Origin of the sequence: Vibrio sp. 1751 (assembly GCF_033339895.1) — a bacterium.
Classification (GTDB): Bacteria; Pseudomonadota; Gammaproteobacteria; order Enterobacterales; family Vibrionaceae; genus Vibrio; species Vibrio alginolyticus.
In genome coordinates, this window is sequence record NZ_JAWOVM010000007.1 from 60,172 (window position 1) to 75,856 (window position 15,685).

3 protein-coding genes are annotated in these 15,685 nt (G+C 44.2%); all 3 read right to left on the minus strand.

Annotated elements, in window-relative coordinates; translation table 11 throughout:
• Positions 1 to 10 precede the first annotated feature (10 nt).
• The 3 genes from R7041_RS04635 to R7041_RS04645 are packed head-to-tail and all read right to left on the minus strand — an operon-like array spanning position 11 to position 15,629.
• A complete protein-coding gene (locus R7041_RS04635; RefSeq protein WP_047102180.1) occupies positions 11 to 1,324 on the minus strand; it encodes an HlyD family type I secretion periplasmic adaptor subunit in 1,314 nt (437 codons plus the stop codon).
• Positions 1,321 to 3,492, minus strand: a complete 2,172-nt coding sequence (locus tag R7041_RS04640) for a type I secretion system permease/ATPase (protein WP_064353875.1) — start codon at positions 3,490 to 3,492, stop codon at positions 1,321 to 1,323. Before R7041_RS04640 ends, R7041_RS04635 begins: the two co-directional genes overlap by 4 nt.
• Complete coding sequence (locus R7041_RS04645) at positions 3,489 to 15,629, minus strand: Ig-like domain-containing protein (RefSeq protein WP_318128597.1); 12,141 nt, start codon at positions 15,627 to 15,629, stop codon at positions 3,489 to 3,491. The genes R7041_RS04640 and R7041_RS04645 overlap by 4 nt, the downstream gene beginning before the upstream one ends.
• Positions 15,630 to 15,685 lie beyond the last annotated feature (56 nt).

The following is a 15,685-nucleotide window of genomic DNA, read 5'->3' on the forward strand; positions in this document are numbered from 1 at the left end:
ATCCTTATGTCTATCTTTCTCTGAGCGAATTCTCTTTCGCACGTAATATAGGTTTTAACCAATAATTCAGTACTGTTTTTTCTCCTGTAAGAATGTCTACCACAACCTGCATTCCCGGGATGATCGTAAACTTATCATCAACCTTGAAAGTAACGTTGGCACGGTAGTAGGCATTGCCCTCTTCATTTTGAAGTGCATCGGCGCTTACGTAGGTCACTTCTCCTTCTAGGCCTCCGTAAATGACAAAGTCATAGGCAGACAACTTTACCGTTGCCGGCAGGCCAGGCCTTATGAAGGCGATATTCTGAGGAGAAATTCTCGCTTCAACGATTAACGTGCTATTACGAGGGACTATTTCTAAAATAGGCTCACCCGGCTTAACCACACCTCCGATGGTTCTGACAAAAACATCTTTGATGGTTCCATCGACCGGAGAAAGTAACTGCGTTCGATTCAACTGGTCCGCAATCGCCTGACGACTTTCATTGAGCTGCGCTAGTTGCGTCACAACTTCATTGAGCTGCCCTTGTGCCTCTGCCCTAAAAGCAAGCGCAGTACCACGATAATCTGCGATGGATTCAGAATACACAGCCCTTTGCTTTTGGGCAGCAGCTTGTGAACTCGCGATGTCTCCTTTGAGCTTTATAACGTCTCTATTCAGTTTTAATAATTCCACTTCAGCTACCGCGCCACTAGAAACCACCTCTCTCAGCATATCTCGCTCTTTCGAGACAATAACCAGACTGCTTTTTAGTGTTTGAATGGTATTCAAGGTATCTAGATAAGCTTGCGATTGTTGCTCAATTCGCAATTTAGCCTCCTCCAGCTCAGACTCCAGTTGGCTCAACCGCTCAAGATAGTTTGCTTTGGCATTCAGATAGGCAGAGTGGCCGGTCATCGAAATATCAAATGTCTGAGGCTCGATACTCACTTGTTGTTTCCAATCCAGTTGGAGGCTATTCACTTTTACCGTTTCTAATTCAATTTGAAGCCTCTGCTTTCTGGCGAGCAAAGATTCAACTTGTTCAGAGGTCTCCGAATAGGTCGACTTAAACCTTGTATCATCCAGAATAGCGATGGTTTGCCCCTTAGTGACGCTTTCACCAGGCATGACAAGTAACTCCTTTAGAATGCCTCCCTCTAAGCTCTGAATAGTCTGAACAGACAAAGTAGGAACAACTTTTCCTTCGCCGACAACCACTTCGTCTAACCTCGCCCACGAGGCCCAAATAATCACACTCAGCACTAACGCGGCAGACAACCAAATCAACGTTCTCGAACGGTTTGCTAAATGAGCATTACTCCAACGAACTGTGCTCATCATTGACCTCCTTCGCGTACAATTGATACTGCGCGTACTCTGTTCGTCTTCGCGTTAGACTGTTGTTTAGCAAAAATTTCTTGGGGCGCTCCTTCCCTCAAAATTGTGCCTTTATCAAGCACAACAATTCGATCACAAAGCGATAATAAGGAATGTTTATGAGAGCTAATAATCATCGTCGTCGAGTGCGGCAACGATTTGAGAGCATTAAACAATGCATTCTCAGCAGGCTGGTCTAAGGAGCTGGTTGGCTCGTCTAAAATTAATGCTGCAGGGTTTCGATAAAAAGCTCTTGAAATCGCTACAGCTTGCCTTTGCCCCCCCGACAAATAACGCCCTCCTTCTCCGACTTGCGTTTCTAGACCATGAGGAAGGCGACTCATGTACTGGTTCAAACCCGATAATTCTATCGCACGGCGTAATCGTTCTTGATCAATAACATGATGTCCTAATACTATGTTTTCCATAATGCTGCCGTATATAAGATGCGAATCTTGGCCAACCCAACCCGTTTTCTCTCTTATCAATTCGGCGGGCCAAAGCTGACTGTCAATGTCATCAAAATAAACGCTACCCTGTAAGGCACTGAGTTGATTGGTAATAATAGAAAGGAGTGTAGACTTTCCTGCTCCTGCACTACCAATAACGCCAACGCGTTCGCCTTGCTTGATAGTAAGATTAATATCTCTCAAACATGGCATATCAACATCTGGGTATTGGAAGCTCACGTTTTCTAAACGTATATTCCCTGTAAATTCGGCAGACGTAATGACCTGACTGCGTTGCGCCTCCTGAGGTAAAGACATGATAGAATTTAAGCCTTCAACCGCTGTTTTTGTCTGTTGATAGCGAAGTAACAGCATAGCTAACTGGTTAATCGCCCCTGCAGCACGACCGCTAAGCATGACAATAGCAATGAGCCCCCCCATGCTGAGCAATCCCTCAGAAATTCTGTACACGCCTGTTACAAGTAACATTACGGTAATTATCTGCTGGCTAGATTGAATGGAGTAAGCAACGATATTCGAATAGTTTCGCGATTGATTTTGCCAATCAGAAAGCATGGATACCGTTTGCTCCCAACGCTTTTGTGCTTCTCCCGTAGCGTTATTTTGCTTAATCTCTTTTAAAGAGGACAATGAATCAAACAAGTGAGCTTGTCGCTTCATGGATAGTGCAGCACTTTCCGTATGTGATTGTTCTATTTTTGCTTTTACCGCAAAGCCAAGGATCAGCAGGGTGAACATGACGGCAATAGGTATGAACATCATTGCCCCACCTAGCCAACCTATTAAGACTAAAAATAACAACGTAAATGGGAGATCAACTAAGGTCACAAGAGATGCAGAAGTAAAAAAATCGCGAACACTATCAAAATCTTGTAGTTGTCGAGCGAATGCACCGACTGATGCAGGACGGTGTTCAAGTTTCATCCCCATAACTTTAGAAAAAAGTATCGAAGAAAGCTTGTTATCGATGTACTTACCCGCGGTATCAGTGACAACTCCCCTTGCTTTACGCAATAGCCAATCAAAAATAATCATGACGGAGACACCAGCGACCAAAACCCATAATGTACTGAAAGCTTGATTAGGCACTACACGATCGTAAACGTTCATAGTGAAAAGCGGAATAACTAGCGCTAGCGTATTGATAAGGAAAGAGGCAATCAAAAGATCTCGATACCACGGAGACATTTCTTTCACTACGGCGAAAAGCCAATGTTCATTATAATCCGCTTGAATAGAACTTATCCGTTTGTCCAGCTCTGGACGCATAGAAACTTGCCATGCTTGAGGCTGGAATTGATTATGCAGCTCCTCGCTCGTGACGTATTGCGTTTCACCTTGATCTTCACTAAATAACGTGACTTGATAATCGCTGTTATGTCGCTCAGATATAATAGCGGGTTGTAACGTCTTCCTATTGATTACCACCAATGGAAAGCTCAACATTGCGGTGGATTTTAAATCGATTAATGTGAGTTCAAGATCGGCTCGCTCAGCGGCTCTGATGAATAAGTCACTATCCAATCTACCCTCAACAAGAGGTAATCCAGAAAGCACCTTTTTTGTATGGTGTCTAACCTCAAAATAACGCATCAACCAAGTTAACGATTGCCCCCAAGGATCGTTAGTCAGCTCACTTGATGAGGATGAGTGATGCTTCATGACATACCACCTACTAGCAAGTTGTTGTCATCAATCATCTTCTGTAAGACATTTTCTTCGGCTACGCCAGTCGAGTCACCTTTGTAAAGCTGATCGAGAGTGACGCCCTGCATAAGAATCTGTTGTTTTGTCCCCGTCTCTTCTGGTTTTATGTGAAGCGTTACGCCATCATCATTCTCTGTTAAATCGAGCTTATTATCGACTTCTGTTATCGAGGTAGCGGTGATTATCGAGGCGATGTCAATTGTGTCATTATCATCACCAATAACGGATATTTGGAAATCGTTGATCACATCGTACGAGGGCTTTAACTCGTTACCGAGCCCTGAACTGTCAAACTGGAATACATCGCTGCCACTTCCTCCAATAAGCAAATCATTAGCATCTGTCGCAAGTAATGTTTGGCCCCCTTCTTCCACTAAGGTAACATTGACTGTCTGAGCAGCACCTTCTGCGACTGTAGCACCCAGTGTTGCAATCGGTTTTATCGACAACGTAAAATCACTTGCACCGCTAAACCCGCCAACGATGGAAAGATCAGCGACATCCTCTTGATCAACAGTATAAATGCCGTTCAATCTTTCACCATGACTCAACTCTAGATCTGTTGGTAATCCGCGAATCTCCACACTTCCAAACTCTTCGGGTGCAGGATTGACTAAATTCATGCTCAACCCCAAAGGAATACTCCCAGACGCTTCAGACACAATAGACTGATAATCGGCCGTTAGTGTTGGCTCATCAGCTTCAGGGGTAACAACAATGGTTAGATCGGTAGTTTGCACATCTCCAAAATCGGTTTCGAGTGTCTCTGACACTATCGCTTGATCAAACGTTCTAACATTGAGAGCAACATCCATCGTTCCAAATGCATCCTTCGGAATGAACTCCAAACCTGACACTTCATTTGCTCGCACTAATACCGTCGCCACGGCATTGCCCGCGTCATCGAAGGTAAAGGATGAGAATTGAGTTCCAATACGAATCCTACCTAAGCCTTCCAATGCAGAGGGTTCAGAGCTTGCTTTGATCAACATCGACACTTCTATATATTCGTTGCTATTTGTTTCAAAACCGCTCGCTAAAAAGTCAATCGAAATGGAATCACCTTCATCTCCAGTGAACGTGTTAGAGGTTGTATTCAAAGATACATCATCGCCAATCGGTTTTACGCCGACGTTGAACTGAGAAGTGGTATAGTTATAGTCGTTTGATCCAGACTCTTGGGTAATAGCTTGCAGTGTTAATGAAATATCCCCACTAAAATCTAGTGGCGGTAGAAAGTAAACCTTATCAAGTTGTGCTTGAGTTAGCTGCCACTCCTTGCTCTCACCATCCGTTGAACCGTTATCAGGGAGTAATTCGAACGTCCCATTATTGTCCCAAACCAACACGGCTCCGTCTGGCACTCCTGTCATGACCAAAGACATCGACTCAGAACCATCTTGATCGATTAATGATGCAGATAAGTTTCCTAAATAAATATAATTATCTTCATTACCAACTACGTCTTCTGTTTCCAGAACCGCTTTATCAACCACTGGGGCAATGGTAACGGTAACTTCTGTTGATTTAGTTTGAGTATCTTTCGCACTGTCAGTACTTAAACAACTTCCCGTGACTTCATCAGTAATGTTTGCGTCAACGGAAATAACAAGCTCTCCACTGTAGTTTTCAGGTGGGATTAACTGAATTTCGTTTAGACGCGTAACATCTGTCACTACCCATGTTCCATCACCGTTGTCAATGAGTAGGCTCGGGTCCACGGCAGTAAACCGCGCATTCTCGTCAGACACCGATAAAGAAACCCAATTGACACTTTCAAGGCCAGTCGCTGCGTCACCTTCTCCAGTAATGGACTGCATTGGCCCTTCACTATCGCCCAATACAAGAGCAAGATTCAGGTTGGTTATAGTATCTTCTTGAACCGTAACTTGGCTTGGTGCTATCGCGATATCATCGACAACAGGAGAGATTTGTACCGTAATGGTCTGAGCGGTTGTTTTCGAGTCACCATCGCATGGGGCCGTTTCTGTCACTTCTAAATTGAAAGTAATGCAACCAGCAAAGTCCTCATCCACGCCAGTAAGCGTCAAGGAAGACAATCCAGCGCTAGAAATTGAATAACCCAACAGATTGCCCGTATTATCATAAGCAGGTATCACACCTTCGCCAGTAAGCTCGACTCCTTCAGGTAAAGAATCTGCGGCGACAAAGAAGGAAACTAAGTTATCATCACTACTCGCCACATCAGGGTTTAAAAACGCCCCAATTGAGACATCTTCACCTTCTTTACCTACAATATCCCCACTTTGAACGCTTCCCGGTTCACCAGGATCAGCACACTGGTCTCCATCTCCTTCATGGCCAGTAATTTGAATTTGGAACTGACCTGTGATGTATTGAGCATCCGTTCCATCTCGAACATACGCTAACACATTCACATCAAGTATCTCTGTGTTATATGGGCTATAAATCGATGCGCCAGCAAGCAAATCTTGAGCGGTTTCCAACACGCTATCACTTGTGATTCCTTCCATTGGAATCAGCCAGTTCCCATCGGCATCTTGAGAAGCACCATTCGGATGAGTAACAATGAGGTCTTGACCCTGCGGTATCTGTAAAACGATGTAATCGAGATACTCTGAACCATCAATATCCGCTTCTGTAAATGTAATGCCTCCACTCACGTCAACAGCAGACCCATCCGTACTTGTGAATAGTTCAGTCGCGCCTTCTAAACGTGTTTTGTCAATATCTTCATTACCAATATCCACTTTTCCAGAAACCACGACGCTCAAAGAGCCATTGATTGCCTTTACATCAGTCTCCATCGTCGGAGACGTGTCTGTCACTTCGTACTGAACTTCCAGGCTAAACGTCCCACTTAGGTCTTCATTAGCTTTTACAGTGATTCGTCCACTGTTTAACAACTCAGATAATGTTGCCGAGCTACCATCGAGTAGTTCATTGAGTTCTAACGGTAAATTACTTTCCTCTACTGCATTACCATCAAAGTAAAGTGTTAAGCCATCTGAAATGGATACAATGGTGTATCCTGTCAAGGACTCACTAGAATCTATATCTTGATTAACGACAGGCTCAAGATTTAGTGTGATGAAATTGTCCTCAATACCATTGCTTTGTAATTCTTGGCCGTCAGTTTGATCAACAATAGGTGAGATTTCCATTTCCACTTTAAGAGGGGTTTCAGCAGAATCACCATCCGGCTCTGTTGAAACGACGATAACATCCATGCTCAGTGTTCCACTAAAATCTTGCTCTGTTTTGAGGTAAGTGTTTTCAAGAACAGCGTTCGAGACCTGATAAACTGGCCCCGTTATTGGGTCCACGTATGCAATTGGAAGAACAATAGGGTCACCATTTACATCTGTCAGTTGTGTTCCCACAGGGATGTTCTGAAGCAAGATATTAATTTCTTCTGATAGATCGTCGTCTGATGTCTGGATGATAAAATCCAGTTGTATCAGGTTATCTTCGTCTAACGTAGAGAGATTACTAATTACTTTAGTCGCTTGATCATATTGCCAATTCCCCTGTCCACCATCTAGGACAATTGGTTCATCGACCACGCCTTTTAGCTTAATGTCAATGGTTGCAGATTGGCTCTCGGCGGTTTCATTAAGAGGTGCTAAGCCATCAATAGTCGACTCTGTTGAAATGGCGGTTACTTGAAGGGATAGAGATTCAGTAAATGAGCTGATATCCGATTTTGGTTGAAGTAACGCCTCTGAATTGGCTAGAGCATTGGAGGTCACTAGGTAGGTATTAATACCGATAAGCGTAATCCCAGCTCCGACAGGCAATGTCCAACCATCTTGAACTTCTATGCGATAAGAAAGAGACTCCGAGCCATCTGTGTCAGTGAGCCGCCCTAGGATGTAATCTTTTAAGTCAATCGCTTGGTCTTCAAGCCCCTGAATATTTTTAACGGTCAGCGTAGGCACATCGGCATCTGGAGATATATCGATAACAACTTGCTCAGTGATCTCCGCTGTTTTATCTTGCTCATCGGCAAACACACTACCCGATTCAGTCGTTACTGCCGTTACATCAAAAGTAAATCTTCCGGCTAAGTTTTCGTTAGATGTGATTTCAATTTGATCTAACTCGGATTGGCTATACGCTTTCCCTTCCTCAATAGCACTTCCGTTAAGTGTTAATATAAGTCCATCTGGAATATTCGAAATTTGGTAGTGGAGCGTTTCAGAACCGTCTTGGTCAAACTTTTCAGCGACAATATTGAGCGAAAGTGATTCAGCGGAATCTTCAACACTTTGATAAGAAAAGTCCGAATCATTAGACCACTCTGGCAAATCTGCAACCGGTAAGACGTTAACATTTAACGTGTTATTGCCTTGTAATACAAAACCATCTGGTTCGACATCAGATACGATTAATGCAGACACTGCTAACGAAACTTTGATAGTGTTGCCCGACAGGTTTAGCGCTGGTTGATAAGTGAGATCACCATTTGGAACGGTGAATATACCCACCCCCATTAGCTCTGTACCAGAAAGACTAATAAATCCGTCATTATCATCATCTTCAAGGCGCACTCCGTCTAAAAACAGAGCCCCTCCTTGTAGAGATTCAACAGAGATCCTTATCGCTTCAACACGCTCATTATTCTCCGTATCCCCAGGAGAAACTCTAATCGGTAACGCGACTGGCGTGGGGTCTCCACTATTATTCGCGCCATTATCTTCTAACGTATCTACATTAACGGTTCGAATAAAACCCCTGGCATCATCAAGAATTAATTGAGCTTCACTGCTTGCTTGGTCACCGTCTGCATCCGTCACAGTTATCGTTAGATCATCAAGCAAACCACCTACAGGCGTATTAACAATAAGCTCGGTAGTTAGCGTAAATGTCCCATCTTGAGCAATAGTCAGCGTTCCATATTTTAAGTTACCATCACTACTATTGATTAAATCGATGGTCCAAGCATCATTGCTAAATACCGAACTCGCCGTATCGTATGTTTCACCTGCATAGGTCAAACTTGAAATCAACGTGCCATCTGAACTGATTAAGTCGGCATTATTGCTAAACCAGTTTCCCGAAAACTCATCCCCCTCGGTAAGTTCAATTTCTATTGGTGAGCTTGTGTCTTCAGGGATATCATCTACTACACTAACGGTATATGTCTCAGCTTCAGACTGGTCGCCATCCTTATCAACGGCATAAATTGAAAAACTGAGTTCTAATGTGTTCTCGTCCGCTGGAACACCGTCAGGTTCATCGTGTTCAAGTGCACGGTATAGATCAAACTCGACAGTCCCATCGGTTTTAAATCTAATTCTAAAGACGTCTTGCTCGCTTTCATCTCTTGCATATAACCAACCATTCGAGTCCGGTGAATCAAGCGAAACCAGGCTACCACTACTTGTTTTATAGCCGAGCGCATTGAACATATCGATATTCACGCTCACACTGGCGATAGAGTCTGAACCTTGTAATAGCGTAATGGATGGTGACGAGCCCTCGATGCCAGAATCAAGCGAATCATCATTCAACCCGCTTTCATTGACTGTGATTCCCTCTGTAATTACTAGTTCCGGAAACAAGCCATCATAGACCAGTATGTTGGACTCCGTAGAGATCTCGCTTCCATCAGAATCTCTCGCCACGATGGGCATAGAGATCGACAATTGCGTCCCATCACCTAAAACATGGTCAAGCGAGTGATAAAGCTCTACAGTTACATTAACGGTAGACGTATCATTTGATGGCAAAGAGAAGTCACTAGGTAACGTGACCCTAAATACAACGTCTCCAGTGTCTGAAATTGCGTCAAAGCTTCCATCATTGTTATCGTACCAAGTGACAGCCTCTCCGTTATAAGTAACAGCATCACCAAGCGTAGTTTTGACAGTATCTCCATCATTTATGTCAACACCCAGATACACAATCGGATCGAATGATGACGTAACTATCACATCCGTATTCGCTATGGCTGAAACCCCATCAGGAGCAATGTTTGTATCGACAGGTGTTTCGGTCAACTCGACATTGCCACTATTGATTAGCGCTTGTCCATTGTCGTTATCCATCACATTAATGTCTAAAACGACCGACGTGTTATCTTGGTCTGAGTCCATTGCAGTAACAACGAGAGGCACGTTTGGATCAGTATTTTCTTGTTGGTCGAGAGCCTGAAAAAGCTCAAAGGAGTAGGTAATGTCGCTATTTGCATCAATAGGTAATGAAGCATTGAGGGTAGCTTGAAAGATGGGAATCTGAGTTTGCCCATCTTCGTCAAGAATATAACCATCAAGTGTTTTGCCATCCGCAGAGACTTGATAAAGCACAACTTGTTCACCACTCGTCAACAAGGGTTGTTCAGAGACGATGAACGACAAAGATTCGAGGTAATCACTGCCAACCTCAACTTGAAAATTCCCTGAGCTCAACACACTTCCATTTGCGAGATCAGATTCTTTTACTTCTACCCCATTCAAATTATTTAAAGTTGGGTCTGCGCCATCCTTTAGAACATAGTCAATTTCATTCTCTACAAGCGGTGTGGCATCTAAATCTACGCCACCAATGGTCAACGGGAAAGTGACCGTATCACTGCTATTGAATTGATCGATAGGGTGCTCAAGAGTAAGCGAAATTGAAGCTAATACATCGTTACCCGACTCAACGCCACTCAATGTTAACGTAAATACAGTGACACCATTCGCAAATGCTGTAATTTGCTTTCCACTGGAGCTTAACGTGTAGCTAAGCTCATTATCAGAGACTGAGCTTGTAAGCCCTAATGCTTCTAACTTAGTAATAGATGACCCACCGAAATACAAACTACTCGGATCCGGATTGTCAGATCCCGCGACAATATTAACAGTTCCTTCAAAGTTCAATATCGGGCCATCCAAAGGGACTTCTGTTACGTCTATAGTCGCATTGCCTACGTAACCTGCTTGTCCATCACTAATATCAATCGTCGCGTTAGCCAAGCCATAGTCTTGGGAGTCATCTGCAGCTAAATAGCTGAAAGAAACACTTTGCTCGACCGAATGATCTAGGTTTCGACCGGCATCAAACTGCCAAGAGCCATCAGAAAATACGGTTAATTCGCCTTTTTCTAAACTAAAACTTACGGATCCCCCCTCTAGAATTGACTTCTGCTCCCCGCCAGCCTCTACAAATTTCACATAAAGTGTTCCATCAAGATCAATATCATTTTCAAGTACATTGCCCGTAATTGTTTGATCTTCTAAGACTGAGTATGTGTCATCTCTAATCACCGGATCAGAGTCATAAATAGTAATCGTTAACGGTGCCACAACCGTCTCTTGTGTACCGTCAGCATCACTTTGAATGCTTTCAACCAATACGTTAGTCACCAGCTCATCTTGACCTACACCATGATCAATCGCTTCATAAAAAGTAATTTGAACCGTACCATCATCATTGACTTCTGCTGAGAAAACTAATCGGTCGTCAGTCGATGTTCCTTGTAAGCTCAACCCATCTTCTGCAACAACAACATTTATAGATTGACCGACCGATGTAAGCGCGCTCAAACTTGGTTGCTCTGCATGCAGTGCTGGCACACCATTTTCTATGTTGATGGCTGCCGAGCTGCTTTGCTCACCAAAAAATCCAACGATGTTTTCAGAAAATACCGTTGAACCGGGTAGCACTATTGTCGGCATGGTATCGACCACGTGGTTGCCGGCGGCATCCAACACTTCTGCTTCAATGGTCCACGTGTTGTTTAGATTGAGAGTGTTTACGTCAATTCCGGTTACTGTCCACGAACCTGATGCATCAACGAGGCCAGTAAAATTCAGCGTGCTGTCTCCGTCACTTACCCGAATCGTCACTGCCAAACCTTGCTCTACACCACTGGTTGTCCCTCTCATTTCCGTGACTATACCCTCACGGAAATCATCAATGGCAAGACCACCTCTAATATAAAAATCCGTATCGATATCAATGGTGGGAGCAGTGGCATCTATGGTCGTAGCCTCATCCATCGCTTTCGCTTGGTTGCCCGCCACATCATTCACGGAGGCAGATACGGTTAACGCCCCATCGGCTAACGTGGATAAGTTCGCCCCTTCGACTTGCCACATACCATCAACGACAACGGCATTGAACGAGAGCATCGCCCCCAAGCTGTCTTGAACCGTGACAGAAACCGTCTGACCATTTTCAACATCACTGACTTGCCCTGACAAAGTGACAGATTGGCGCTCTTCAATGTTTAAATAGCCGTCTCCGCCATCGTCAACGTCCACCGTCACACTTGCGAGCGTATCTTTGATGATGGTGTTTTCACTGGTTGCAGGGTTGCCCGCTATATCTATACTCTCAGCAACAACGGTCAGCGTACCTTCAGACAATCCAGAAAGGTCAACGTCGTCCAGAGACCAACTTCCACCAGTCACCACCGTTTCTAAGTTTATGACCGCTCCTAACGAGTCGGTTACCGTAACTTGGATACGCTGGCCATCTTCAATGTTTTCAATCGTCCCTTCGAGGCGAGTAGTCGCGATTTCGTACTGATTTAAATACTCATCCCCTCCACCATCAAAATTGACGTTCACCGTTGCAAGCGTATCTTTAATGGTCGTATCGACGGCGTTCAGGTTATTGCCATAAATGTCAGAAACCACAGAAGTCACCGTAAGCGGCCCTTCAGCAAGAGAAGACAGATCAACGTCTGATAGGGTATAAGCCTCATTCTCTACGGTCGTTGTAACAGTAATGGAATTATTGAGGCTGTCGGTAATGGTGATAGTAACAAGCCACTCATCGCTTATCTTGAGTGCGTCACCTTGAATCGTGACACTAGGAACTTCAAACTGGTTTTCGTATCCATCGCCGCCATCAAGAATATCCACCGTTAAAGAGGCATCATCGTTCAAACCTTCAATTGCCTCTAAGGTAATATCCAATGTTACGGAGGTGGTGTCACCGTCTGAATCTGTTGCATTAACTAACAATGGTATATCCAGGATTTGATCTTTTGACAGATCGAAAGAGCGATATAATTCAAAGGAATACTCTATTTCACTACTCGACTCTACAGGTAATGTGGATAATAGTTTCGATTGAAAAATATTTACTTCCACCCCACCTTCTAAGATATAGCCAGTAATTGTCGTACCGTCATCAGACAGACGGTAAAGCAACTCACTTTCACTACTCACTAATGTGGGCTGGTTTAATTCGCTAAATCGAAGAGAGTCAACATAATCACTCCCGATATCGAGTTGAAGGCTCCCAGTCTTAAAGATTGCCCCACTTTCTAGATTAATCTCTTCCATTGCAACAACAGTCAAGTTGCTCAACGTAGGATCAACACCATCTTTCAACACGAAATCAATTTCATTCTCTACAAGCGGTGTGGAGTCTAGATCTGTCCCTCCAATGGTCAGCGGGAAAGTGACCGTATCACTACTATTGAATTGATCGATAGGATGATAAAGAGTAAGCGAGATTGAAGCTAGTACATCGTTACCCGACTCAATGCCACTCAATGTTAACGTAAATACAGTGACACCATTAGCAAATGCTGTGATTTGCTTTCCACTGGAACTTAACGTGTAGCTAAGCTCATTATCAGAGACTGAGCTTGTAAGCCCTAATGCCTCTAACTTAGTAATGGATGCCCCACCAAAATACAAACTAGTCGGATCAGGGTTATCAGAGCCAGCAATCACATTAACACTGCCTTCGGTGGTTAATAATGCCTCTCCCAGAGGTACTTCTGCTGCGTTTATAGTAGCGCTGCCTACATAACCCGCTTGGCCATCTATAATGTCGATAGTTGCGGTTGCTACACCGTAATCTTTTGAATCATCGGCTGCGAGATAATCAAAAACGAGACTTTGCTCAACCGTGTGATCTAAGTTGCGACTGGCATTCAACTGCCAAGAGCCATCTGAAAATACGGTTAATTCACCCTTCTCTAGACTAAAACTTACTGAGCCACCATCAGGGACAGACTGGATCTCTCCTCCGGCTCTGACATATCGAATGTACAAGTCACCATCAATATCAATGTCATTCTCCAGTACATTGCCAGAAATGACTTGGCCTTCGGTTACACTATATGACTCATTTTCGATCACTGGATCGGCATCAAGGATGGCGATTTCTAGGGGAGCCACAACAGCCTCTTGTGTGCCGTCAGCATCACTTTGAATGCTTTCAACCAATACGTTAGTCACCAGCTCATCTTGACCTACACCATGATCAATCGCTTCATAAAAAGTAATTTGAACCGTACCATCATCATTGACTTCTGCTGAGAAAACTAATCGGTCGTCAGTCGATGTTCCTTGTAAGCTCAACCCATCTTCTGCAACAACAACATTTATAGATTGACCGACCGATGTAAGCGCGCTCAAACTTGGTTGCTCTGCATGCAGTGCTGGCACACCATTTTCTATGTTGATGGCTGCCGAGCTGCTTTGCTCACCAAAAAATCCAACGATGTTTTCAGAAAATACCGTTGAACCGGGTAGCACTATTGTCGGCATGGTATCGACCACGTGGTTGCCGGCGGCATCCAACACTTCTGCTTCAATGGTCCACGTGTTGTTTAGATTGAGAGTGTTTACGTCAATTCCGGTTACTGTCCACGAACCTGATGCATCAACGAGGCCAGTAAAATTCAGCGTGCTGTCTCCGTCACTTACCCGAATCGTCACTGCCAAACCTTGCTCTACACCACTGGTTGTCCCTCTCATTTCCGTGACTATACCCTCACGGAAATCATCAATGGCAAGACCACCTCTAATATAAAAATCCGTATCGATATCAATGGTGGGAGCAGTGGCATCTATGGTCGTAGCCTCATCCATCGCTTTCGCTTGGTTGCCCGCCACATCATTCACGGAGGCAGATACGGTTAACGCCCCATCGGCTAACGTGGATAAGTTCGCCCCTTCGACTTGCCACATACCATCAACGACAACGGCATTGAACGAGAGCATCGCCCCCAAGCTGTCTTGAACCGTGACAGAAACCGTCTGACCATTTTCAACATCACTGACTTGCCCTGACAAAGTGACAGATTGGCGCTCTTCAATGTTTAAATAGCCGTCTCCGCCATCGTCAACGTCCACCGTCACACTTGCGAGCGTATCTTTGATGATGGTGTTTTCACTGGTTGCAGGGTTGCCCGCTATATCTATACTCTCAGCAACAACGGTCAGCGTACCTTCAGACAATCCAGAAAGGTCAACGTCGTCCAGAGACCAACTTCCACCAGTCACCACCGTTTCTAAGTTTATGACCGCTCCTAACGAGTCGGTTACCGTAACTTGGATACGCTGGCCATCTTCAATGTTTTCAATCGTCCCTTCGAGGCGAGTAGTCGCGATTTCGTACTGATTTAAATACTCATCCCCTCCACCATCAAAATTGACGTTCACCGTTGCAAGCGTATCTTTAATGGTCGTATCGACGGCGTTCAGGTTATTGCCATAAATGTCAGAAACCACAGAAGTCACCGTAAGCGGCCCTTCAGCAAGAGAAGACAGATCAACGTCTGATAGGGTATAAGCCTCATTCTCTACGGTCGTTGTAACAGTAATGGAATTATTGAGGCTGTCGGTAATGGTGATAGTAACAAGCCACTCATCGCTTATCTTGAGTGCGTCACCTTGAATCGTGACACTAGGAACTTCAAACTGGTTTTCGTATCCATCGCCGCCATCAAGAATATCCACCGTTAATATAGCATCGGGATTCAACCGCTCAGGAGCCTGAGTCTCAGAAGTTGGGTTCTCTCTTTCTTGCACTGCTGGCCTAGTAACATAGCCATTAGAAACGAGTTGCTCAGGTAAAACAGCGCGAATATAGGCAACAAAACTTAACCCGCCAGAAGACTCACTAAAATCTCGAACGCTCTGATTAAAAGTGGATTCAATACCGTTTTGAGATGCAATTAAAAGATCATTCGAACTCGATTCATCCTCACTTGTTGTATCTTCATTAAATGCAATATCGAGAATGTCAGTATTAAGAACAACCACCTCTACTTCTGGAACTAATTGTTCGTTAGGCAACGTTTGGATCCAAGAACCGTCACTTAAAACCGCCCAAAGAACATTACCGACTTGAATGTAGAGTATTGGCTGCATAATTCGCCCCATATGAAACAACGAACTTTAAGTATGGTCGACGAATGTGACTGTTC